The sequence below is a fragment of the Stenotrophomonas sp. GD03958 genome (assembly GCF_029839005.1).
Taxonomy (GTDB): domain Bacteria; phylum Pseudomonadota; class Gammaproteobacteria; order Xanthomonadales; family Xanthomonadaceae; genus Stenotrophomonas; species Stenotrophomonas hibiscicola.
Genome location: NZ_JAOBZT010000016.1, coordinates 49,345 through 72,712, shown reverse-complemented (window position 1 = coordinate 72,712; position 23,368 = coordinate 49,345). Strand labels below are relative to the sequence as shown.

Sequence of the window (23,368 nt, the reverse complement as noted above, 5' to 3'; positions counted from 1 at the left end):
CTGGTGGCCTGTGCCTGGGCGTTGGGACGCCAGGTGATCAGCTTGTTCTCGACCACGTCCAGCAGCGCGTCGATGACCAGGACGAAGGCGGCCAGGATGATGATGCCGGCGAACACACCCACAGCGTTGAAGTTGCCTTCTGCCTGCGCGATCAGGTAGCCCAGGCCCGCCGAGGCGCCGAGGTATTCGCCGATGATCGCACCGACCACGGCAAAGCCGACCGAAGTACGCAGCGAAGACAGGATCCAGCTCGCCGCTGCGGGGAAGTAGACATGGCGCAGCAGGTCACTGCGGCTTGCGCCCAGGATGCGGGCATTGGCCAGCACCACCGGATTCACCTCGCGCACGCCCTGCATGGCATTGAAGAACGTGGTGAAGAACACCAGCGTGACCGCCAGCGCCACCTTCGACCACAGCCCCAGGCCCAGCCACAGCACGAAAATCGGCGCCAGCACTACGCGCGGAATTGCGTTGAAGCCTTTGATGAAGGGGTCGAGGATGCGCGCCGAGCGTCGGCTCAGGCCCAGCCACACGCCGCCAGCCACACCCAGGCCGGTGCCAATGATGTAGCCCAGCGCGGTTTCGGTAAGGGTGATGTAGACGTGCTGGTAGAACGAGGTATCGGACAGCCAGGTCCAGGCCTGCTGCACGATCGCTGTTGGCGACGGGAAGAAGAACGGATCGATCACGCCCAGCGCGATACCGCCTTCCCAGCCGCCGAACACGGCGACCACCAGCGCGAGCTGGATGAACTTGTCAGTCTTGGCGTGCATAGCTCTTCTCCACTTCGCCGCGCAGGCAGGCCCAGATGTCGCGGTACAGGTCGGTGAAACGGTCATCCAGCTTGATTTCGGCCACGTTCCTCGGCCGTTCCAGATCCACATCGAAACTGCGCACCACGCGGCTGGCCGGGCCGGAGGACAGCACCACCACGCGGTCGCCCAAGGCGATCGCTTCTTCCAGGTCGTGGGTGATCAGGATCACCGAGCGCCGGTCTTCCTGCCACAACCGCAGCAGCTCGTTCTGCATGAGGTGGCGGGTATGGATGTCCAGCGCCGAGAACGGCTCATCCATCAGGATCACCTTCGGCTCGACGATCAACGCCTGGGCCATCTGCACGCGCTTGCGCTGGCCACCGGACAGCTGGTGCGGGTAGCGATGCTCGAAGCCGGCCAGGCCGACCTTGGCCAGCCAAGCGTTGGCCTTGGCCTTGCGTTCGGCCTCGGGCACACCACGGAAGCGCAGGCCGAGTTCAACATTCTGGTACGCGGTCTTCCACGGCAGCAGCGCGTCCTGCTGGAACAGGTAGCCGACCGACTCCTGCACGCCGCTGACGGCACGGCCATCGATGCTGACCTGACCCGACGACGGCTTCAGCAGGCCCGCCACGGAATTGAGGATGGTGCTCTTGCCGCAGCCGGTGGGTCCGACGATGGCAAGGAACTCGCCGTCACCCACCTGGATGTCGACATCGCGTACGGCGGTGAATTCGCCGAAGGACATGGTCACCTTGTTGATGGCGACCATGGTCTGTGCAGGCTCCAGCTGCGGTGCGCCATTGAACTGGCGCACGGTGGCATTGAGGGCCATGGTTTACCTCCGCTTACGGTTGGGCAGCCGGCGCCGCAGCGTTGGCACGCTCGACGAAGGCATTGGTGTAGGTCCGGGACAGATCGATATCGGCCTTGGCGACATCCGTGTTGAACTCACGCAGCACCTTCAGCGGTGTTTCCAGATCGGCGGGCGTGAAGTGACCGTCCCGGGTGAAGATCGCGCGCGCGTTCTCCACCGCGCGGGCATAGGTGGCGCGGTCACCGGAGACGTAGCTGTCCGGCAGCGCAGCGACGATGTCTTCAGCACTGTTGTCGGCGATGAACTTCAAGGCCATCTGCTCGGCGCGGGCGATCTTCTCGGCCGCTTCGGGGCGCTTGTCCAGGAAGCTCTGGTTGGCGTACATCACCGAGGTCGGGTACAGGCCGCCATAGACCTGGCGGGCGCCGTCATCGCTGCGCGCGTCGAGGAGGATCCTGCCGACCTTGCGCTCGGTGATCAGGGTGGCGGCGGGATCATAGTTGACCAGCAGGTCGATCTTGCCCTGCTCCAGCGCGGCCACTGCTGCGGCGCCCGAGCCGACCCCGATCAACGAGATGCTGTCGGCCGGAATATCGTGCTGGGCGAGGAAGTGACGGACGAAGAAGTCGGACGAGGAGCCCGGTGCGGTGATCCCGACCTTCTGGCCCTTGATGGTCTCCGGGCGCGCCGGATCGAAGGTGGCATCCTCGCGGCCGGCCATCACCAGGCCGGAGTTGCGCGAGAGCAGTACGAAGGCCACCACGTCCTTGCCCTTGGCCTGCATCTGGATGGTGTGGTCGTAGAAGCCGACGGCTACGTCGGTGGAATTGGCCACCAGCGCCTGCAGCACCTTGGAGCCGCCCTGGGCGAAGTTCTCGGTCTTCACCTGCAGGCCGACGTCCTTGAAGTAGCCCTTGGCGTCGGCAATGAAGAACGGCAGGTTGTTGAGGTTGTAGGAGCCGACGCTGATGCGCACCGGTGCGTTGTCGCTGCTGCCGGCGGTCGCGCCTTCCACGCGCCCGCTGTTGCTGCATCCGGCCGCGGCCAGCCCGGCCACGCACAGCGCGGCCATCAAGAACTGCTTGTACATCATCCCTCCCAGGAGTGAAGCATCTACGTTGTAATGGCGGGCATGCGCGTCTACGCAGGCCCGTCCGGGTTCAGATCATGCCGCTGACGTCCATTGGCGGGCTTGGGTGGCACTGGCCGTGGCGGGCGCGGGCGAAGTCGCGTACACGCGCCCCTCGAACAAGCGGCGTGCGGTGCGGACCACGCTGGCAATCACCGGCGAATCGCCCGAGCTGCGACTCAGGCCCACCTCCAGGGCCCCACTCGGATGTTCGAGGGTAATGCTGCCGGGAACGGACCGGCATCCGACCAAAGTGTGGGCCAGCGTGCCCGGCGTGACGGCGGCGGTGGCCAGGCCGACCGCGCCGGTAATGGCCAGTGCGGTGTGGCATTGGTGCGGCATGAAATAGCGCACCTGCAGATCGCCGCCCTGTTGCGGCGCCGACAGCAGCACCGGCTTGGGAATGACCTTGTTGCCGGCGTCGGCGATGCCCATGCGGGCGCCCGCCTCGATGCGCAGCGCTTCCAGCCGGCGCATGAACGCCGCGTCCGCGTTCAGTTCGGCGGGCGAGGCATCACCGCGCACGCCCATGTCTTCTGCGCACACCAGCATCATCGGCATGGCGCAGTCCACCAGGCTGGCCGGCACGCCATTGATGGTTTCCTGCGCATGCCCGCTGGGCAGCAGCTTGCCGGTGCGGGCGCCTGCCGCATCAAGGAAGGACAGCCTGACCGGCGCGGCTGAGCCCGGCGCGCCGGCAATGCGCGTATCACCGCGGTAGGCCACATTGCCGCCCGGCGTTTCCACCGTGGCGATGATCAACTTGCCGGTGTTGACGTTGTGGATGCGCACTTCGGTCTGCGGATCCTGCGCCTGCACCAGCCCACGCTCGATGGCATACGGGCCTACGGCCGCCAGCATGTTGCCGCAGTTGGGCGAGGTATCCACCACTTGCTGCTCGACCCGTACCTGGGCGAACAGGTAGTCGACATCGGCGTCCGGGCGGCTGGAGCGGTCGATGATCGCCACCTTGCTGGTCAGCGCGTTGCCACCGCCGATGCCGTCGATCTGCAGCGGATGTCCCGAGCCCATCACTTCCAGCAGCAGGCGATCGCGTTCGGCGGTGTCCGCCGGCAGGTCGCTGGCCAGGAAGAACGGGCCCTTGGAGGTGCCGCCGCGCATGAGCACGCAGGGAATGCTGAGCAGATCGTTGGACATACGTGTGCTAGATTGATGCGTATCGGGGATGAATGACCCCTCTGTGATTCGATACTGGCATGACCCCAATTGATCTGTGAATTGCTGATTTTTGGATGATTGATACCTGATGAGCATCAATTGCGAAATCCTCGATCTGCGTGCGTTCCTGCTGGTGTCGGAGACACGCAGCTTTCATCGGGCCGCGGAAATCCTTCACGTCTCCCAGCCCGCACTCAGCCGCCGGATCCAGAAACTGGAGCAGGCGGTGGGCTCGCCGCTGCTGGAGCGCACCACGCGCAGCGTCAGTACCACCGCTGTCGGCGAGAACCTGCTGCCACTGGTGCGCCGCATGCTGGAGGAATTCGATGGATCACTGTTCTCGCTGCGCGGCCGCGAAGACACCCGCGGCGCGACAGTGACCATCGCCTGCCTGCCGACGGCGGCGTTCTACTTCCTGCCCAGCGTGATGGCGCGTTTCCACGAAGCGCACCCGAACGTTCGCTTCCGCATTCTGGATATCCCGGCCACGGAGGGTCTGCAGGCAGTGGAACGTGGCGAAGTCGAGTTCGGCATCAACTTCATGGGCGCCAACGATCCGAATCTCGACTTCGACGTGCTGGCTGAGGACCCCTTCGTCCTCGCCTGCCGGCGCGATCATCCGCTGGCCCGCAAGCGCAAAGTGGAATGGGCTGATCTGGCCGAGCACCAGCTGATCACCGTGCATCGCACCAGCGGCAACCGCACGCTGCTGGACGGCGCGCTGGCGCGCGAGAACCTCAAGTTGAGCTGGCACTACGAAGTGACCCACCTGTCGACGTCACTGGGCATGGTCGAGGCGGGCATCGGCGTGTCGGTGCTACCGAAGATGGCCACGCCAGATGGGGATCACCCCACCCTGGTGACTCGCGCGATCGGCAACCCGGTGGTGTCGCGCACGATCGGCATCGTCCGCCGCCGCGGCGCCCTGCTCTCGCCCACGGCGGAGCGATTCCTGCAGATGCTGATGAGCCAGTGGCGTGGGGAGGCGTGAGCAGTCCCGCAGTTCACGCACCCATCCGTTCCGGGACACTGGGCGCTGACAGGGTCGCCCTTCATGACGAGGCCGCGAAGATCGACGCAATACCTGCAAGCGATCCCACGGCCACCCATGAGAGCGTGGCGAATGCAGTCAGCAGTACCTTCCGGTGGACGGCCTGCGCTTCGTTCTGGGCCTCCGACCGTCGCGCATAGGGCCTGGAGAAACCCAGCAGTTCGCCGGTGACCGTCAACACCCCCATCAGGATCAGTGCGGTCACGCAGAAGCCGAACATGGAGCCTATGAAGGCCAAATGGCGGGTGTCGCCGATAGCCGGCTGAGTCCCGGCCAGGGCTTCCACAAGTTGCCCCGTCCACCGTGCGGGCAGCCAAGCCAGGGCTGCGACAATGCCGAAGTGACTGGCCACGTTGATCCAGAACCAGGATGTGGTCTTCATGACGTCAGCGTTTCCGGTGTTGGCCAGTGGCGGGCATCGTGACGCCTGCGCCAGCCCCGCGCAACGCTGCATGGGGAAGCCGGCCAGCGGCCGGCACTACCAGGTCAATCAGCCTGGGGTTTCCAGTCCCTTGCCCGCCGCATCCACCCGCAGCGAGGCCAGGTACCGGGCGTACTTGCCGACGAAGATGCCAGTGAACCCGCCCGTCAGCAGCAGGTAGGCCGCACTGAAACCGGCATGGGCGGTCAGCGACGGCGACACCGCAAATGCGACTTCGAAGCCGTACTTCACCAGGAAGGTGACCAGCAGCAGCGGCAGCAGGCTGAAGTCCGCGCTGCGCCAAAGCTTGCCGGTGCTGCGGTCCAGCGTCAGCTTCAATCGATTCAGCAGCAGCCAGGCAAGTGCCGCGCCCGTGGCTATGCCGGCAAGCCACTCGCTCCAGCCGGCCAGCGACGCGCCGAAGCGATGACTGATCGACCACGCGCCCCAGACGGCGAACAGCGCGGGCACGATCGCCAGTTTGTGCAGCGAGGTTTCTGCAGGCTTCATGGCGGCGATGCCACGGGTGACCAGGAAGGCCAGGAGCAGCCAGACCCAGATCGGCGTCTGCGAGGCGAGTTGCTGGAGCATGTTCATGAGCGGTCTCCTTGGTGAGGGGTGGCGAGGTGCCTCGCCTTGCCGCTCACTATTCGCTTCCGCCCCAATGGCGACCAGTGACAGCTGTCAGTCTTCGTGGATTACGCCGCGCGCACCGCGAACACGCTGCCGGTGCTGCTCGATCCACTCCAGCGAGGAGGCAACACCGCCGAACGGAAACAGGTGCGGACTGACCTGGCCATGCGCGCTGGTCAGCCCCTTCACCAGGCGATCGACGAAAACCTCCGGCCCCGCCGTTCCGAGCAGGCGGCCGATCGAGATGCCGTACCGGGCGAGCATCGATGCACTGGCGCCTACGCCACACATCGCCGCATAACGCAGCAAGCGGGCGATGCTGGCCGGACCCGGCACGCCGACCAGCACCGGAACGCTGATGCCGCGCGCGCGCAGTGCATCCAGCCAGGCCAGCACGGCATCGGCATCGAAGGCGAACTGGGTGACGATCACAGGCGCCATGCGGCGCGCTTCGATGGCTTCGCACTTGCGTTCGAGTACCTGCCAGCGAGCGTCGCCGCTCATCGCCGGATGGCCTTCCGGATGCCCGCCGATACCTACGACCTTGATGCCAAAACGCTCAAGACGCCCGGTCTCGATGATCGAAGCACTGTCGGCAAACGGCCCGGCAGGCGTCGCGAGGTCACCGGCGATCAGCAGGCAGCGCTCCACCCCGGCTTCGCTGGTGGCGCGCTCCAGGAAGCGTTCAAGCGCTGTGCGTGACCCGATGCGCCGCGCGGAGAGATGCGGCATCGGCTCGAATCCGAGCGCGCGCACGGTGCGCACGGCGGCCAGGCGGGCGTCGTCATCCTCGCTGGCCAGCCAGGGAATGGAGATGACCGTACCGCGCGGGATCCGATCCGCCTCGGCGCGCAGCGCAGGCATGGCCTTCGCACCGACTTCCAGTGAAAAGGCGTTGATGAAGGCTTCCGCTTGCGCTGAGGTACCGGCCGGCATCAGCGCGCCTCGCGTGCATTGCCGGCAAGCGGCGAGCTGTTGCGGGCCAGTTCGATGAAGGCCTGCAGGTAGTCGATACCGGTATCGGCCTCGCGCGCGCCAAGGTAGATCTGCTTGGGGATGCCCTTGGCGCCCAGGCGCACGGGCACCACGTCCATGCGCGTGGCGTACTCCTCCACCAGCCAGCGCGGCATGGCAGCCACGCCGCGGCCGCTGGCCACCATCTGCATCATGATGTCGGTGGTTTCGATGGCCTTGTGGCGCCGCGGGGTGATGCCGGCCGGCAGCAGGAACTGGTTGTAGATGTCCAGGCGCTCGAACGGCACCGGGTAGCTGATCAGCACTTCCTGGCCGAGCTGGCGCGGCTTTACGTGGTCCACCTTGGCCAGGGCATGGTTCCCGGCCACCACCAGCACCTGTTCGTAGTCGAACACGGGAATGAACTTCAGGCCCGGCTTCAGCAGCGGGTCGGGGGTAACCAGCAGGTCGATCTCGTAGCCGAACAATGCGCCGATACCGCCGAACTGGAACTTCTGCTTGACGTCCACATCCACGTCCGGCCATGCCGCCAGGTAGGGCGAGACAATCTTCAGCAGCCACTGGTAGCAGGGATGGCACTCCATGCCGATGCGCAACGCGCCACGCTCGCCCTGCGCGAACTGGCGCAGGCGCTCCTCGGCCAGGTCCAGCTGCGGCAGCACCCGGTTGGCCACTGCCAGCAGGTACTGTCCGGCCTGGGTCAGCCGCAGGCTGCGACCCTCACGCAGCCAGACCTCGGTACCCAGCTGCTGCTCCAGCTTCTTCATGCTGTGGCTGAGCGCCGACTGGGTCAGGTTGAGCACGCCGGCGGCGGCGGTGAGCGAGCCCTGCTGCTCGACCTGCTGCACGATGCTGAGGTGGATGCGCTCCAGCATGACGATGAATCTCACTCATGGATAGGTGAAGTAATACCATTTTACGTCATGGAAAGGCATGACTAGGATCGGGTCATGCCTTCATCCCACCGCCCTCTCCGTATCGTCGCCGTGTCCGGCGGACTGCAGCGCCCCTCGCGGGCCACCCTCCTGGCCGAGCATCTGCTGGGCGTGATCGGCAACGACGTCCATTGCGAACACCATCTGATCGAGCTCGGCGAGCTCGCCCCGCAGCTGGCCGGCGCCCTGTGCCGCTCACAATTGCCCGAGGCTGTCGAGCGCCAGCTGCTTGCCGTCGAGCAGGCCGATGTCCTCGTGGTGAGCACGCCGGTCTATCGCGGCTCGTACACCGGGCTGTTCAAGCATTTCTTCGACTTCATCCACCAGGATGCGCTGGTCGACACCCCCATCCTGCTGGCCGCGACCGGCGGCAGCGAGCGCCATGCGCTGGTGATCGACCACCAGCTGCGGCCGCTCTTCAGCTTCTTCCAGGCCCGCACCCTGCCGGTGGGCGTCTATGCCACCGACCGCGATTTCGCCGACGGCCGCGTGCGCAACGAACCGCTGATCGAGCGCGCTCGACTGGCGGTCCACCGAGCCATGCCACTGCTGGCCCTGGCCCGCCAGCCCGTCGCCGCCCTCGAGGCTGCCGCAGCACCCTGAATGCCGGATGCGCTCGCCCCGCATCCGGATGTCACCCCGCATCACGGAACGCCGCCCATGACGAACGACACCTTCACCTTCAGCATCACGCGCATCCCCTTCAACGAGGACTACCAGCCCGCCGAGGGCACGCGCATCACCACCAATTTCGCCAATCTGGCGCGCGGCGCTTCCCGGCGGGAAAACCTGCGCAACACCCTCAGCATGATCAACAACCGCTTCAACGACCTGGCGCACTGGGACAACCCGAGCGCCGATCGTTATGCCGTCGAGCTGGACATCATCTCGGTGGAGATGCACATCGACGGCGCCGACGGCAACGATCCGTTTCCGTTGATCGAGGTGCTGCAACCGACCATCGTCGACACGCGGACCGGCGCGCGTACCGAAGGCATCGTCGGCAACAATTTCTCGTCCTACGTGCGTGATTACGATTTCAGCGTGGTGCTGCCGGCCAGCAACGAGGGCAAGGCCACCTTCGGCCTTCCGGAAGGCTTTGGCGACCTGCACGGCAAGCTGTTCAAGCACTTCCTGGGATCGGACGCCTACCGCGCCAGCTTCCGCAAGGGGCCGGTGATCTGCATCAGCGTCTCCAGCAGCAGGACCTACCACCGCACCGAGAATCATCACCCCATCCTGGGCGTGGAGTACCGGCAGGGCGAGTTCTCCGCCACCGACCACTACTTCGACAAGATGGGCCTGCAGGTACGTTACTTCATGCCGCCGGGCAGCGTCGCGCCGCTGGCGTTCTACTTCCAGGGCGACCTGCTGGGCGACTACTCGAACCTGGAGCTGATCGGCACCATCAGCACGATGGAAGCGTTCCAGAAGATCTACCGCCCGGAGATCTACAACGCCAATTCCGTGGCCGGCAAGGTCTACCAGCCCAGCCTGAAGCACCAGGATTACTCGTCCACCCGCATCGTCTACGACCGCGAAGAGCGCAGCCAGCTGGCGGTCAAGCAGGGCCGGTTCACCGAAGAGCACTTCATCAAGCCGTACCGCGCCGTGCTTGAGCAGTGGGCTGCGCGCTGATCCATCGATTTCCCCTTCGCATTCCAGGACAACCCCACACCGATGAAGAAACTGCTCCCCACCTCCACCGCCGGCAGCCTGCCCAAGCCGTCCTGGCTGGCAGAACCCGAAAAGCTCTGGTCGCCCTGGAAGCTGCAGGACGAAGGCCTGGCTGAAGGCAAGCAGGATGCGCTGCGCCTGTCGCTGCAGGAACAGCAACACGCGGGCATCGACATCGTCAGCGACGGTGAGCAGACCCGGCAGCACTTCGTCACTACCTTCATCGAGCATCTCAGCGGCGTTGACTTCGAAAAGCGCGAAACCGTGCGCATCCGTAACCGCTACGATGCCAGCGTGCCCACCGTGGTCGGCGCCGTGAGCCGTCCGAAGCCGGTGTTCGTGGAGGATGCGAAGTTCCTGCGCCGCCAGACTGCGCAGCCGATCAAGTGGGCGCTGCCCGGCCCGATGACGATGATCGACACGCTGTACGACGCCCACTACAGGAGCCGGGAGAAGCTGGCCTGGGAGTTCGCGAAGATCCTCAACGAGGAAGCGAAGGAGCTGGAAGCGGCCGGCGTGGACATCATCCAGTTCGATGAGCCGGCCTTCAATGTGTTCTTCGACGAAGTGAACGACTGGGGCGTGGCCGCCCTGGAGCGCGCGATCGAAGGGCTGACGTGCGAGACAGCCGTGCACATCTGCTACGGTTACGGGATCAAGGCCAACACCGACTGGAAGCAGACGCTGGGATCGGAATGGCGCCAGTACGAGGAATCGTTCCCGAAACTGCAGGCCTCCAGCCTCGACATCATTTCACTGGAATGCCATAACTCGCACGTGCCGATCGACCTGATCGAGCTGGTCCGTGGCAAGAAGGTGATGGTAGGCGCAATCGACGTGGCCTCGAGCGCGGTGGAAACACCGGAAGAAGTGGCCGACACCCTGCGCAGGGCGCTGCAGTTCGTGGATGCCGACAAGCTTTACCCCAGCACCAACTGCGGCATGGCGCCGCTGGCCCGCACCGTGGCCAGGGGCAAGCTGCGCGCGCTCAGCGAAGGGGCCAGGATCGTGCGTGAGGAGCTTTCGGCGTAGCGCTTGCCAGGGCTGTGGGCGTCCTGCCGGGTACCGACCACGCCTGACACGTTAACTGCCCCAAGGGCCTGGCGGGCTGCCGCGGTGCGAGCGCCTGCTTGATGCGTGCCACCTCCCCTGTCCCGGCCTCGGCCAGGCGGCGCGCTTGCTGGCGCTGCTCCCGTGTGAGCGGCGGCGGCCGCGCCGCGCCTGCCGAAGGCGCGGCGCCCACAAGACAGGCGACCGCGTCGCGCAGCCGCAACCGGGGGCAAAGCCGAGCCGCGCACCAGCGCTCGGCATAGCGCCGGGCTTGCCGCGCATTCACCGCGTGCACCACCTTGGCCGGGGACATCCTGCGTGCATCCAGGTACACCTGGAAGCCGAGCACTGCGTGCGGGACGATGCTGGCCACGATGCGGCCGCTCCACCATAGATCCCAGCGCTCACCGCGTTGCACCCAGCCGGAGGACGCGGGGACTGCCGGGAGACCGCGAAGATCGGAGAAGGAATGCATGCAGGAAGGATACGGGCTGCCGTCGCAGGGGATGAGATTCGAATGGGCACGTAGCCGCGGCCGTGAATCGTTCAATGGAAATGCAACGGTGCAGTATGGTCGCTGCCCTCTCGGCACCGGCATGCATCATTGGCATGACACATCACCGGCGATCACCCGCCGGCATGCTCAACGATGCAACAGCCATTACCCCCGGCGCTGGCCAGGTCGCGGCACGCAGACGCTCGGCCGGTGTCCGCTCCGTCGTTCAGATCCGCGTCGTGGCCAGGAACCGTTCACGATCCTGCTGCGTGCGCCGGCGGATCTCCTCCAGCGCCTGGCTTTCGGTCGCCTGCAGCATGGCCTCGAACAGGCGCTGGAAGTGATGGCGCATCGCATTGCGCGCGGCCACCGGATCACGTGCGCGCAATGCTTCGAAGATGGCCATGTGCTCGTCGGCACGGCTGGCGCCATCATCATGGCAGACCCGCGCATAGACTTCGGTTACCCGCGGCAACTCGCTGCGCATGCGCCAGATCTGCTGCACGAAGAACTCCACCACCGGGTTGCCGGAAAGGCGCGCGATGGTCAGGTGGAAGCGGCGGTCGTACTCGCCGGCTTCCGCGTCGCTCAGGTCGCGACGGCACAGCGCTTCGGCCAACGCCTGAAGCTCGGCAATGCCGGCATCATCCAGATTGCTTGCCGCCAGAGCGGCGGCCTCGGCCTCGAATACCGCGCGGGCAGCGGTGAGGTCGAAGGCGCTGACATCCGGCAGCCCGCCGGACGCCTGCGTCGGGCGCGGCTTCACGTGCACGCCCGAACCGATACGGATCGCAATCCAGCCCTGTGCCTCCAGTGCAATCTCCGCTTCGCGGATGGTGACCCGGCTGACGCCAAACCGTTCGGCCAGCTCGCGCTCGCCCGGCAGCCGCGAGCCCGGCGGGAACTCGCCGTCCTCTATCAGCTTGCGGAGCTTGGCAGCGATGGTCTGGTAAAGGCGGTTGGCGGACATGCGGCTGACCCTTGGCAATTCAATTCCTTCCGGGTCCCTGCCCTGCCACCGCGGCCGGCGAGGGTCCGGTTGGAGCGACGGCGCGGCCACTGGCCGCGCCGCCCTGTTCAGAACTTGTATCGTACACCGAAATACGCACGCCGCCCGTAGGTCACTACTTCGCGGAAGTTCCCATAAAGCGGCTGGTAGGCCACGCGCGGCTCGTTGGTCAGGTTCATCAACTCCAGCGACAGCGACAACTGCTTGTTCACCCGGTAGCGCAGGCGCAGGTCCACGCTGGTGTTGTCATCGTAGTAGCGGTTCTGCTGCGCGGTGTTGCCGGTGAAGTCCTGGTAGTAGTGCGAGCGGAACTTGCCGATGGCCTGGATGTTGAAGCGCCCGACGTCCCAGTAGATCGAGCCGGACAGGACGTGCCGCGAGAAGCCGCTGAGACCGGCCGGCGGCACGATCGCCGGAATGATCGTGCCATCACCGGCCAACTGCTCGCCCAGCCGTGAATCCTGGGTCTGGTAGTCGGCATCGGCATAGTTGTAGCTGACCTTGAAGCCCAGCCCGTCGAACGGCTTGGGCAGGTAAGACAGTCGATGGGTGGCGGTCAGCTCGAAGCCGGTCAGCGTGCTGTCCTCGTCGGTGGTTACCTGCTGCCGCACCGGCACGGTCACGCTCCGGCCGTCGATGGTGTAGGTCTCAGGCACCAGCGCGGTGGCGGTGCCGCCCTTGAACTGCTTCCAGTACACCGCGCCGGCCAGCATCGTGTCCGGGTTCGGGTACCACTCCAGGGAGAGGTCACCGTTCCAGGACATCAGCGGCTGCGCAGCGGGGTTGCCGCTGGCACTGATGTCATCCAGCGCGTCGGCCAGATTGCCGTAGGTGGCATCACTACTGACGTTGATGGTGCGCCCGGCGCCCAGCGCGGCGATGTCCGGCCGTGACATAGCGCGGTATGCACCGACCCGCAGCAGTACGTCCGGGCGCAGTTCGAAGGCCGCGTTGAGGCTGGGCAGCAGCTTGTCGTTGCCCGCCTTGAAGACCTGCGTGCTGTACTGCCCGGTGGGTTGCAGGCGGATCGTCCCGTCACCGTTGTCCTCAATGCGCAACCCGGTACGCACGCCTTCGGAACGCACATCGGTCTTGACCCAGCGCAGGCCCAGGTTGCCGGTCACCGGCAAGCCGAACAGGCTGCTGCTGAACTCACCCATCAGATAGAGCGCGCGTGTCTTCTCGGTGATATCAACATTGTTCGGGTCCTGGAAACCCGGATCCAGCCCGCTGTCGAGGCTGCCGCGGAACGACTGGTACAGGCAGTCCGGATCGAAGTACGCCCACGAGGAGATCGTGTTGCCGCTGGCGGCATCCATGAAGTCATCCTGCGGGAACGGCGCGCGGCAGGCACGGTTGGCGGCGATGATCTTCGCCTTGTCGGCCACCACGCGCTGGTCGTAGTCGGTTACCAGGGTGTTGTCACGCAGGCGGTAGTCGGCCTGGCTGGCACGCACGCCGCCCTTGATGCGGGTGAAGAAACCGGACTCGGGCATGAAGCTGGCATCGAAGCGGCCGGCCTTGATCCTGTGGTCGTTCTCCGTTGCGCTGGAGGTGACGCGCGCCGCGCCGGTGTAGGCGTCCCAGTTGTTGGGGTCGAAATTCGGCGCCAGCGCAACACTGGGCACTTCGCCGTGCCAGTCCCAGTCATAGTCCACGTAGCCGGTGGCACCACTGCTGATGCCCGGAACGACGGCATTGTTGACGTCGCGCTGGTTGGCGCGCAGGCGGGTCATGCGCTCGCTGTCGAGGCGATTGGTGTGTGAGTACGAAAGATCGGTGGACAGTTCCCAGGCCGGGGTCGGTCGCAGGATCAGGTTCAGGCCACCGCCGGTGTATTCCTCGCCACGCCAGTAGCGGTTTGAGGTGGAATCAATCGAGGTGCTGCCATGCAGGTGGCGCACGATGCCGTCCTCGCCCACCTCGCGCTGGGTGATGCCGCGGCGGGCGTTGGACAGGCTCAGGTCGCTGCGGTTCTCGTACCAGTTGCGCTCGGTGTGTTCGAAGTCGAGGTTTACTTCAACGACGTCATTGGGCCGCCACTGCAGTGCGGCGAACTCACTCTGCCGGTCGTTGCGCTCCTGCTTGAGCCGGTAGATGCGGCTGCTTGGCACCAGGTAGTACGGCGCGCCGTTGGCGATGGCCTGCGCGGACACTTCATTGCAGTTGGCATTGCCCACGTTCTGCGTGCCATCGCAGGCATACCAGGTGGAACCGCTGGTGATGCTCTCTTCCGGGTCGGTGCCATCGAGGCGCTGGAAGCCCAGCGAGATGCCCAGCTTCTGCCCGTTGCCGAACTCGAACTGGTCGATGTAGCTGGCGGTGCCGCGATAGCCGATGCCGTCGTCGTCGCGGTACTTCTTGTCATACTCGGCCCAGCTGCCGCGCAGGTCCAGCTGCGCCGCACGCTTGCCGTACTCCAGTGGGCGCACTGTTTCCAGGCCGATGGTGCCAGCCACGCCGCCTTCGATGATGTCGGCGCGCTGGGTCTTGTAGATGGCCACCGTATTGATCAGCTCGGCGGGGAACATGTTGAAGTTCACCGAGCGGTCGCCGCTGCCGTTGGTGATCTCGCGGCCATTGAAGTTGGTGCTGCTGAGGAAGGCCCCCAGGCCACGGATGGAGATTTCCGAGGCGCCGGTCTTGTCGCGGGTCGAAGCGGCGCCGGTCAGGGTCTCGATCGCATCGGCCAGCGATGGCGCCGGCAGGTCGCCGATGTCATCGGCCGAGAGCACGTCGGCAATGACGGTGTCGTCGCGCTTCTTGTTGATCGAACTCTGCATCGATTCGCGGATGCCGGTGACCTGCACCTGGTCCAGCGTGGTGGGATCCTGCCCTGCCGCGTCCTTGCCGGATTGCGCGTGGGCAGCGGGCAGGCCAGCCAATGCGGCAAGCAGCGCCACGATCAGGGGTGTAGGGGACAACGAGATGCTGTGCACTGCTCCGGCGGGTCGCCGCATGGTTTCCTCCTCCCAAAAGGATCGCCTGCATGCCAGGCGTGGGACGCAGCTTCGGCACGGCGACATGAAAATGTCAACCAATTGGTATGCGATTGTTCAAATGCCTTTGATCCATACCAGTTGATCGCAATTTAATGTGCGATTGCAGCATGACTTTGCGCGAAAGCTGGCTTACAACAGACCTGAAAGTGGTATGCAGGCCCACCCTGAAACGACGGCCCGGCCGTCCCCGGAAGGATTTCATGCGCATTCACTCGCTGGCGCGTCACCGATCCAATGGTTCATGGCTGTTTTGCCTGACCACTGGTCTGGCAATGTGCCTGACCACTCCAGCAGCAAGTGCAGCCAGCTGGCTCGTCCACGATGTCGCGGAGTTCGCTACCGCCGCCTCGGCGCTGCAGCCCGGCGATGAGATCGTGCTGGCTGACGGCACCTGGACCGACGCCCGGCTGCTGCTGAAGGGCCAGGGCACGGCGGATGCCCCGATCGTGCTGCGCGCGCAGACCGCCGGCAAGGTCATCTTCAGCGGGCGCTCGGACCTGCGCCTGGCGGGGAGCTACCTGCAGGTGTCCAACCTGGTGTTCCGCAGCGGCTATGCGCCGGGTGATGCGGTGGTGGCGTTCCGCGAATCCAGCAAGGCGGTGGCCAGCCACAGCCGGGTGACTGGCCTGGTGATCGACGACTACACCAACCCCGATGCCAGCGACCAGGACTACTGGGTGTCGCTGTATGGCAGCCACAATCGATTGGACCACAGCCAGCTGCGCGGCAAGACCAATGCGGGACCCACAGTCGTGGTGGTGCGCGATGCCACCCAGGGCCTGGACAACCAGCACCGCATCGACCACAACTGGTTCGGGCCGCGCCCGGCGCTGGGCGTCAATGGCGGCGAAACCCTCCGCGTCGGCACCAGCGACAGCTCACTGAGCGATTCCAACACCACGGTGGAGAACAACTGGTTCGAAGGCTGCGACGGCGAGACCGAGATCATCAGCAACAAGTCCGGCGGCAACACCTACCGCGGCAACGTGTTCTTCCGTTCGGCCGGCGCGCTGACCCTGCGCCATGGCAACGGCAACCGGGTGATCGACAACGTCTTCCTCGGCGATGACAAGGCCGGCACCGGCGGCGTGCGCATCATCAACGCCGACCAGACCGTCAGCAACAATTACTTCGAGCGGCTGGTCGGGTCCAGCAACCGGTCGGCGCTGGCGGTGATGGATGGGCAGGCCAATCCGCCGCTGTCCGGTTATGCGCCGGTGATCAATGCGACGATCAGCCGCAACACCTTCGTGGACGTGGCGAAGATCAGTTTCGGCGTCGGCCATGATGAGGCGAAGGGCATCGTGGTGGCCGCCAGCAACAGCCGCTTCACCGGCAACCTGATCGTCAACCGCGACAACCGGAATCCGCCCACTGCCGCCAGTTCGCTGGCCGGCATCGACTTCAGCGGCAACGTGCAGTCGCCGGCAGCCAGCGCCGTGTTCCCGGGGGGCATAGAGGGCCGTGGCGTCAGCCTGCAGCAGGCTGCCAGCGGACTGTGGGTGGCCACGTCTGCCCTGCCCGCCGTGGGCGCCGATCCTGCCCTGGCGATGACCGCGCGCGAGGCGACCGGCGTCGCCTGGTATCCCAAGGTGGGCGAAGTTGCCCTGTCACGCACCCGCAATGGAGTTGATCGATGAGGTTGCAGCCGCTGTTCGTTTCCTTGGCTTTGGCCGCCCCCTTCGCCCTGCTGCCGAGCGCATCGCTGTTCGCAGCCCCCACTGCTGCCGTGCGACAGGCCGAAGCCGCGCCGGTGCTGGTCACCGCCGCACAATGGCAGCAGATGGCCAGCGAAGGCCGCCGCTACCCGTGGTTTGCCAAAGAGCAGGCACGCACCGAGGCAACGCTGAAGAAGATGATGAAGGCCGGTATCGACGTGCCGGTACCCAAGGACAAGGGCGGCGGGCGCACCCATGAACAGCACAAGCGCAACTACCAGGCGCTGCTGGCGGCGGGCACGCTGTACCGGCTGACCGGCGACAGGGCCTACGTGGACTATGCGCGCGACATGCTGTTGCAGTATGCCCAGCTCTACCCGACGCTGGGCCCGCACCCGGAAGGCCGTGGGCAGATCCCCGGGCGCGTGTTCTGGCAGGTGCTCAACGATTCGGTATGGCTGGTCAACGCCATCCAGGGCTACGACGCGATCCGTGACACGCTGTCCGCCGAGGACCGCGACACCATAGAATCGAAGGTGTTCCGGCCGATGGCCGAGTTCCTCGTCAGCGAACCGAAGAACTACGACCAGATCCACAACCACGCCACGTGGGCGGTGGCCGCCACCGGCATGACCGGCTACGTGCTGCGCGACCAGGAACTGGTGGAAAAGTCCCTGCGCGGCAGCCAGAAAGATGACCGGTTCGGCTTCCTGCGGCAGATCGACCTGCTGTTCTCGCCCGATGGCTACTACGAGGAAGGCCCCTACTACCAGCGCTATGCACTGGCGCCGTTCCTGCTGTTCGCCAATGCCATCGAACGCAACGAACCGCAGCGGAAGATCTTCGCGCGCCGCGACGGCGTGCTGTTGAAGGCCGTGGATGTGCTGGTGCAGTCCAGCTATGGCGGCCTGTTCTTCCCGATCAACGATGCGATCCTGGACAAGGGCATCGACACCGAAGAGCTGGTGGCCGGCATCGGCATTGCCTATGCGTGCACCGGTGATGACCGCCTGCTGTCGGTGGCCCAGCAGCAGAAACGCCTGTTGCTTTCGCCCGAAGGCCTGCAGGTGGCGCAGGCACTGGCCGCGGACAAGGCCAAGCCCTTCGATTACCGGCCGATGCTGCTGCGCGATGGCCCCGACGGCGATCGCGGCGGCCTGGCGATCATGCGCATGAACGGCGAACGCGGCCAGGCGCTGGTGCAGAAGGACACGATGCAGGGCATGGGCCATGGCCACTTCGACAAGCTCAACTGGCTTTTCTACGACAACGGCAACCCGGTGGTGACCGATTACGGCGCCGCCCGCTTCCTCAACGTGGAAGCCAAGCGCGGTGGCATCTACCTGGCCGAGAACCGCAGCTGGGCCAAGCAGACCGTGGCCCACAACACCCTGGTGGTGGACGAGCAGAGCCACTTCAAGGGTGACTGGAAGCGCGGCGAGGAACATGCCCCGCAGGTGCGCTTCTTCCAGGCCGATGCCGACACCCAGATTGCCTCGGCAACGATGCGCGACGCCTACCCCGGCGTGGTGTTCACCCGCACCCAGGCGCTGCTGCGCCATCCCGACCTGGGCCTGCCGGTCGCGCTGGACCTGCTGCAGGTGCACGGCGGCAAGGCCGCGCGCTACGACCTGCCGCTACACTTCAACGGCCACATCGTCACCACCGGCTTCGAAGCCGAACACTTCCCCGCCCAGCGCCCGGTGCTGGGCAAGGACAACGGCTACCAGCACCTGTGGCTGGATGCACGCAGCAAACCCGGCAGCGAGCCGCGGTCGCTGGCATGGCTGCTGGACGGGCGCTTCTACACCTACCGCTTCGGCAGCAGTGCGCCGGCACAGGCGCTGCTGGTGGAAAGCGGCGCGAACGATCCGGAATTCAACCTGCGCCGCGAGCCTGCCCTGCTGCAGCGCGTGGACAGCCAGAAGGACGTCACCTTCTTCAGCGTGCTGGAGCCGCATGGCGAGTACAACGGCACCGCCGAGTACGTGCACGGCGCCGACAGCCGCATCAGGGACATCGTGCGCACCCGCGGCAGCGATGCCGAGGTGATCGAGCTGCGCCTGGCCAGCGGTGCACGCATCGCCCTCGGCGTGGCCGACGACAGCAGCGCCAAGGGCGAGCACAGCGTGAGCGTGGACGGCCATGCCTACCGCTGGAGCGGCAGCCATGCACGCATGGACCGCAGCAAGGTTGACGGCAAATGAACGGCCCTGCGGTGGTGGCCAACCTGCGCAAGGTGCCGGTACGGTCGGCCGTGCGCTGGCTGATCGTGGGCCTGATCGCCGTGGCTACGGTGATCAACTACATCGACCGCAACGCACTGGCGGTAATGTGGCCGGAAATCGCCAGGGAAGTGGGCGCGACCAAGGATGACTACGCCCTGCTGGTGACGGTGTTCATGTTGTTCTACGCCGCTGGCCAGTTCCTGTTCGGGCGCCTGTTCGACATGATCGGCACGCGCCTGGGTTTCGCCCTGTCGATCAGCGTGTGGTCGATCTCCATCGCCCTGCACGCGATCACCCATTCGATGCTCTCCTTCAGCCTGGTGCGGGCGATGCTCGGCATCAGCGAAGCCGGGGCGTGGCCGGGCGCGGTCAAGGCCAATGCCGAGTGGTTCCCGGCGCGCCAGCGTGCGTTGGCGCAGGGCGTGTTCAACGCGGGCGCGTCGATCGGCGCGATCGTCTCCGCGCCGGCCATCGCTGGCCTGTACCTGTGGCTTGGCTGGCGCGGCACCTTCGTGCTGGTCGGTGCAATCGGTTTCCTGTGGCTGCTGCCGTGGCTGTTTGTCTACCGCGCCGGGCCGGACAAGCACCCGTGGGTGAGCGATGCCGAGCGCCGGCTGATCCAGGAAGACCAGGCCGGGCAACAGGCGGTGGCGGCGCCGAAGGCCAGCGTTCGTGAGCTGCTGGCCCACCGGCAGAGCTGGGGCATGCTGGCCTGCCGCTTCCTGCTCGACCCGATCTGGTGGCTGTTCGTGTCCTGGCTACCGATCTATCTCGCTGAAACCTTCGGCTTCGACATCAAGCAGATCGGCCTGTTCGCCTGGGTGCCGTTCGTTGGCGCGATGCTGGGCAGCCTCAGCGGCGGCTGGCTCTCCGGGCGGATGATCCGCGCCGGGCACAGCGTGGACCGCGCCCGCAAGCTGGCCATCACGCTGGGCTGCGTGGTCATGGCTCCTGCCCTGCTGGGTGCCGTGCTGGCCAACCAGCCACTGCTTGCCGTGCTGGCCATCGCCGCGGTGCTGTTCGGCTTCCAGGTGGCCATCGGCAACATCCAGACCCTGCCGGGCGACCTGTTCGACGGCCGCTCGGTGGGCACGCTGGCAGGCCTGGGTGGCCTGGCCGCCGTGGCCGGCACCTTGATCACCACCTGGCTGGTGCCGGTGCTGACCCGCCACTCCTATGCCCCGATCTTCATCCTCGTTGCCACCCTGGTGCCGCTGTCGCTGGCCGCGCTGTGGTGGTGGACCGGACCTATCCACAAGCTCGACCGCCGCGGCAGTTGAGCCTGCATCTCTCTTCAATTCCCCCGCAAACCAAGGAGTTTTCCGCATGTCGTTCCAGGACAAGGTGGCCATTGTCACCGGCGGTGGCCGCGATATCGGTCGCGCCGTTTCGATCAAGCTGGCTGCCGCCGGCGCACGCGTCTGCATCAACTACGCCAATGATGAAGGCAGTGCCCAGGAAACGCTGGCACAGATCCGTGCGGCCGGTGGCCAGGCCATCGTGCACCGTGCCGACGTCACCGACGCCACGGCCGTCGCCGGCCTGGTCGCTGCGGCACAGGCCGCGTTCGGCGAGCGCATCGACCTGCTGGTGAACGTGGCCGGTGGCATGGTGCAGCGCCGGCCGCTGGCCGACATCGACCCGGCGTTCTTCCACACCGTGATGGACCTGAACCTCACCTCGACCTACCTGACCACGCACGCGGTGGTGCCGCACATGCGCGAAGGCGCGGCCATCGTCAACTTCGCCTCGCAGGCAGGTCGTGATGGTGGCGGCCCGGGCGCATCGATCTACGCCACCGCCAAGGCGGCGGTGATGACCTTCACCCGCGCCATGGCCAAGGAGCTGGGGCCGAAGGGTATCCGTGTGAACGCACTGTGCTGCGGCATGATCGCCACCCGCTTCCACGATGAATTCACCAAGCCGGAAGTACGCACGGCCGTTGCCGGCGCCACCCCGTTGCGCCGCCAGGGGGCGCCGGACGAAGCCGCCGACGCTGCGGTGTTCCTGGCCTCGGATGCGGCGGCGTTCATCACCGGCACGAATCTGGACGTCAACGGCGGCACCTACTTCTCCTGACACCTGACCGGATACCTGCCATGCAGCGCTGGATCACCCTGCTTTCGATGGCCGTCGGCGCTGCCGTGGCCGCCCCCGCCACCCAGGCTGCACCGGTCTGGGTCACTGCCTGGACCGCCTCGCCGGCGCCGGACCGCAAGGATGGCACCGCCGAGGCACCCGTACAGTTCGCCGCACAGACCGTGCGCCAGGACATGCGTATCGGCAGCCGTGGCGATGCGCTGCGGCTGCGCATCAGCAACGAGCTCGGCACGGCGCCGCTGCGGGTCGAGGACCTGCGCGTGGAAGTGAAGGACGGCAAGGCCGCACCGCTGCCGGTAACGGTGGATGGCCGCGCGGTCATCGAGGTGCCGGTCGGAGCCGCGCTGCTGAGCGACCCGGTACGGATGCCGGTGGCGGCGCTGCAGGAAATCAGCGTGAGTGCCTATTTCCCGCAGCCCACCCGCCCCGCCGTGCGCCGCACCGAGCTGCGGGTCGCAGATGGCAGGCAGACAGCCGTCGCCGACAGCGTGCGGCTGAGCTACCAGCAGAACGTGTTCTCGGCAGTGATGGTGCAGCGTGATGATCGTCCCCAGGTAATCGTGGCGCTGGGCGATTCCATCACGGAAGGCGCCACCGCACGCCGCGGCACCTTCAACCAGTGGCCGGAGCGATTGGCGCAGCGCCTGCAGCAGGCCTGCCCGAACCGGTTCGTGGTACTCAACCAGGGCATCAGCGGCAACAAGCTGCTTGACCATGGCCGCAGCCACAGTGCGCTGTCACGATTGGATCGCGATGTGATCGCGGTGGCAGACGCCGATCAGGTGATCCTGTTCGAAGGCATCAATGACATACGCCACGGCGGTGGCGCGCAGCCGCTGCCTGGACGCAGTGCGGCGGACATGCTGCTGGGCTACCAGCAGGTCGCAGCGCGGCTGCATGCGCACGGCATCCGCGCCTGGCTGGGCACGCTGACTCCGTTCGGCGGTTCCGAGCGCTACGAGCCCGTGTCGGCAGCCACCCGCATCACGATCAACCAGTGGGCACGCGGAGGGAAGACCGGGTTCGATGGCATCATCGATTTCGACGCCGCGCTGCGTGACCCGAAGGCAGCCGAATCGCTGCCCAACGAGATCACCCGCGACCATCTGCATCCCAACGACGAAGGCTACCGGCGCATGGCCGATGCCATCGATCTGCGCATGCTGGGCTGCACTACCCCCGAGTGAGAGAGAACCGATGAGCCACGTCGTTTGTTTCGGTGAGTTGCTGCTGCGCCTGGGCGCGCCCGGTCGTGAACTGCTCCTGCAGACGCCGCAGCTGCAGGTTCATGTGGGAGGTGCCGAGGCCAATGTGGCGGTCTCGCTGGCCAGCCTGGGCCACGATGTGCAGATGGTCAGCACGGTACCCGGTAACGCGCTGGGCCGGCATGCCGCGGCCGAGCTGCGGCGGCATGGCGTGGGCGTGGCCGCCGTGCGTGAAGTGGAGGGTGACCGCATGGGCCTGTACTTCCTGGCGACCGGTGCGGTGCAGCGCGCCAGTGAAGTGGTGTATGACCGGGCCGGTTCTGCATTCGCAAGCAGCAGCGCCGAGGATCATGCGTGGCCCGCCGTGCTGTCCGGCGCGCACCTGCTGCATGTCTCGGGCGTCAGCCCGGCGCTGGGCGCCAACGTGGCGGAGTCGGTGCTGGGTGCCGTGCGTGCGGCTCGCGCGGCCGGTGTGCAGGTGTCCTTCGACGGCAATTATCGTCCCTCACTGTGGCGACGCTGGGATGGCGACGCAGCGGCGATCCTGCGCGAGGTCTTCGCAGAGGCCGACATTGTCTTTGCCGATCATCGGGACATCGAACTGGTGCTGGGGCTGCACTTCCCGCAGGACGATGCGGTCGCCCGAACCGAGGCCGCTGCGGCCGCTGCCTTTGCCGCGTTCCCGCACCTGCGGTGGCTGGCCTGCACCCAGCGCGAGGTGATCAGCGCCGACCATCACGTGCTCGGCGCGCTGCTGCTGGGGCGCGATGGAACCCGCGCGCAGGCTCCTCCGAGGCCGCTGCCCGGCATCGTTGATCGCATCGGCGGTGGCGATGCCTTTGCCGCCGGCATCCTGCACGGATTGCTGTCCGGGCTGGACGCAGAAAGCACCGTGCACTTCGGACTGGCCGCGGGCGCGTTGAAGCACGCCATTCCCGGCGACTTCAGCCCTGCCCGCGAAGCTGAAGTCCGGGCACTGATGGAGAGCCACCCGTTCGACGTTCGTCGCTGATCTCCCCCCGGGAGAATCCCGCTAGAATCCAACGGG

Annotated in this window: 20 protein-coding genes; 10 read left to right on the top strand and 10 right to left on the bottom strand. The window is 66.2% G+C overall.

The window, feature by feature from the left end:
- From N5C25_RS07380 to N5C25_RS07365, 4 genes are all read right to left on the bottom strand, one after another.
- Positions 1-773, bottom strand: a 773-nt coding sequence (locus tag N5C25_RS07380; RefSeq protein ID WP_279934550.1) for an ABC transporter permease, incomplete at its 3' end; no start/stop codon positions are given.
- A complete protein-coding gene (locus tag N5C25_RS07375) occupies positions 757-1,590 on the bottom strand; it encodes an ABC transporter ATP-binding protein (protein ID WP_014647218.1) in 834 nt (277 codons plus the stop codon). The genes N5C25_RS07380 and N5C25_RS07375, both read right to left, overlap by 17 nt.
- Positions 1,591-1,603: 13 nt before the next feature.
- The gene (locus tag N5C25_RS07370) at positions 1,604-2,662 is read right to left on the bottom strand and encodes an ABC transporter substrate-binding protein (RefSeq protein WP_058983059.1); all 1,059 of its coding nucleotides are present in this window, start codon (positions 2,660-2,662) and stop codon (positions 1,604-1,606) included.
- Positions 2,663-2,737: 75 nt separating this feature from the next.
- On the bottom strand, positions 2,738-3,859 hold the full coding sequence (locus N5C25_RS07365; protein ID WP_262213948.1) for a 4-oxalomesaconate tautomerase: 1,122 nt from the start codon (positions 3,857-3,859) through the stop codon (positions 2,738-2,740).
- Between the two features lie 109 nt (positions 3,860-3,968).
- On the opposite strand from N5C25_RS07365, the gene N5C25_RS07360 reads away from it, so the two are divergent.
- A complete protein-coding gene (locus N5C25_RS07360; RefSeq protein WP_010485668.1) occupies positions 3,969-4,871 on the top strand; it encodes a LysR family transcriptional regulator in 903 nt (300 codons plus the stop codon).
- Positions 4,872-4,932: 61 nt separating this feature from the next.
- Here the strand turns inward: N5C25_RS07360 and N5C25_RS07355 are convergent, their stop codons facing one another.
- The 4 genes from N5C25_RS07355 to N5C25_RS07340 form a co-directional block, all read right to left on the bottom strand.
- The gene (locus tag N5C25_RS07355) at positions 4,933-5,313 is read right to left on the bottom strand and encodes a hypothetical protein (RefSeq protein ID WP_019337724.1); all 381 of its coding nucleotides are present in this window, start codon (positions 5,311-5,313) and stop codon (positions 4,933-4,935) included.
- A gap of 108 nt (positions 5,314-5,421) precedes the next feature.
- Positions 5,422-5,949, bottom strand: coding sequence for a DUF6622 family protein (locus tag N5C25_RS07350; RefSeq protein WP_058982930.1), 528 nt, complete (start codon positions 5,947-5,949; stop codon positions 5,422-5,424).
- Positions 5,950-6,036: 87 nt separating this feature from the next.
- Positions 6,037-6,921, bottom strand: coding sequence for a methylenetetrahydrofolate reductase (locus tag N5C25_RS07345; RefSeq protein WP_058982928.1), 885 nt, complete (start codon positions 6,919-6,921; stop codon positions 6,037-6,039).
- Positions 6,921-7,835 (bottom strand): LysR family transcriptional regulator, encoded by a 915-nt coding sequence (locus N5C25_RS07340; RefSeq protein ID WP_021202382.1) that lies wholly within the window; start codon positions 7,833-7,835, stop codon positions 6,921-6,923. Before N5C25_RS07340 ends, N5C25_RS07345 begins: the two co-directional genes overlap by 1 nt.
- Positions 7,836-7,910: 75 nt before the next feature.
- On the opposite strand from N5C25_RS07340, the gene msuE reads away from it, so the two are divergent.
- Genes msuE through N5C25_RS07325 form a run of 3 tightly spaced genes read left to right on the top strand, consistent with a single transcriptional unit; the run spans position 7,911 to position 10,604 of the window.
- Entirely contained in the window at positions 7,911-8,498 is a 588-nt protein-coding gene (msuE, locus tag N5C25_RS07335; protein ID WP_279936709.1) for an FMN reductase, read from the top strand.
- Positions 8,499-8,555: 57 nt separating this feature from the next.
- Positions 8,556-9,533 carry a DUF1852 domain-containing protein gene (locus N5C25_RS07330; protein ID WP_111098471.1) on the top strand — a complete coding sequence of 326 codons (978 nt, stop codon included), beginning with the start codon at positions 8,556-8,558 and terminating at the stop codon, positions 9,531-9,533.
- A gap of 42 nt (positions 9,534-9,575) precedes the next feature.
- Positions 9,576-10,604 carry a methionine synthase gene (locus N5C25_RS07325; protein ID WP_019659754.1) on the top strand — a complete coding sequence of 343 codons (1,029 nt, stop codon included), beginning with the start codon at positions 9,576-9,578 and terminating at the stop codon, positions 10,602-10,604.
- A gap of 740 nt (positions 10,605-11,344) precedes the next feature.
- On the opposite strand, the gene N5C25_RS07320 is transcribed toward N5C25_RS07325, so the two are convergent.
- Together N5C25_RS07320 and N5C25_RS07315 are read right to left on the bottom strand one after the other, a co-directional pair.
- The gene (locus tag N5C25_RS07320) at positions 11,345-12,088 is read right to left on the bottom strand and encodes a FadR/GntR family transcriptional regulator (RefSeq protein WP_021202377.1); all 744 of its coding nucleotides are present in this window, start codon (positions 12,086-12,088) and stop codon (positions 11,345-11,347) included.
- Positions 12,089-12,195: 107 nt separating this feature from the next.
- Positions 12,196-15,087, bottom strand: coding sequence for a TonB-dependent receptor (locus tag N5C25_RS07315; RefSeq protein ID WP_058982921.1), 2,892 nt, complete (start codon positions 15,085-15,087; stop codon positions 12,196-12,198).
- Between the two features lie 242 nt (positions 15,088-15,329).
- Here N5C25_RS07315 and N5C25_RS07310 point away from each other — a divergent pair, with 242 nt between their 5' ends.
- Genes N5C25_RS07310 through N5C25_RS07285 form a run of 6 tightly spaced genes read left to right on the top strand, consistent with a single transcriptional unit; the run spans position 15,330 to position 23,332 of the window.
- Positions 15,330-16,769, top strand: a complete 1,440-nt coding sequence (locus tag N5C25_RS07310) for a polysaccharide lyase 6 family protein (RefSeq protein WP_345781917.1) — start codon at positions 15,330-15,332, stop codon at positions 16,767-16,769.
- Positions 16,766-18,994 (top strand): oligoalginate lyase, encoded by a 2,229-nt coding sequence (locus N5C25_RS07305; RefSeq protein WP_279936708.1) that lies wholly within the window; start codon positions 16,766-16,768, stop codon positions 18,992-18,994. Before N5C25_RS07310 ends, N5C25_RS07305 begins: the two co-directional genes overlap by 4 nt.
- Positions 18,991-20,295: an MFS transporter gene (locus N5C25_RS07300; RefSeq protein ID WP_251101867.1), complete on the top strand. Its 1,305-nt coding sequence runs from the start codon at positions 18,991-18,993 to the stop codon at positions 20,293-20,295. The genes N5C25_RS07305 and N5C25_RS07300 overlap by 4 nt, the downstream gene beginning before the upstream one ends.
- Positions 20,296-20,341: 46 nt before the next feature.
- Complete coding sequence (locus N5C25_RS07295) at positions 20,342-21,094, top strand: glucose 1-dehydrogenase (RefSeq protein ID WP_251101868.1); 753 nt, start codon at positions 20,342-20,344, stop codon at positions 21,092-21,094.
- Positions 21,095-21,114: 20 nt separating this feature from the next.
- On the top strand, positions 21,115-22,302 hold the full coding sequence (locus N5C25_RS07290) for a GDSL-type esterase/lipase family protein (protein WP_251101869.1): 1,188 nt from the start codon (positions 21,115-21,117) through the stop codon (positions 22,300-22,302).
- 10 nt (positions 22,303-22,312) lie between these two features.
- Positions 22,313-23,332 (top strand): sugar kinase, encoded by a 1,020-nt coding sequence (locus tag N5C25_RS07285; RefSeq protein ID WP_279936707.1) that lies wholly within the window; start codon positions 22,313-22,315, stop codon positions 23,330-23,332.
- The last annotated feature ends 36 nt before the right edge of the window (positions 23,333-23,368 follow it).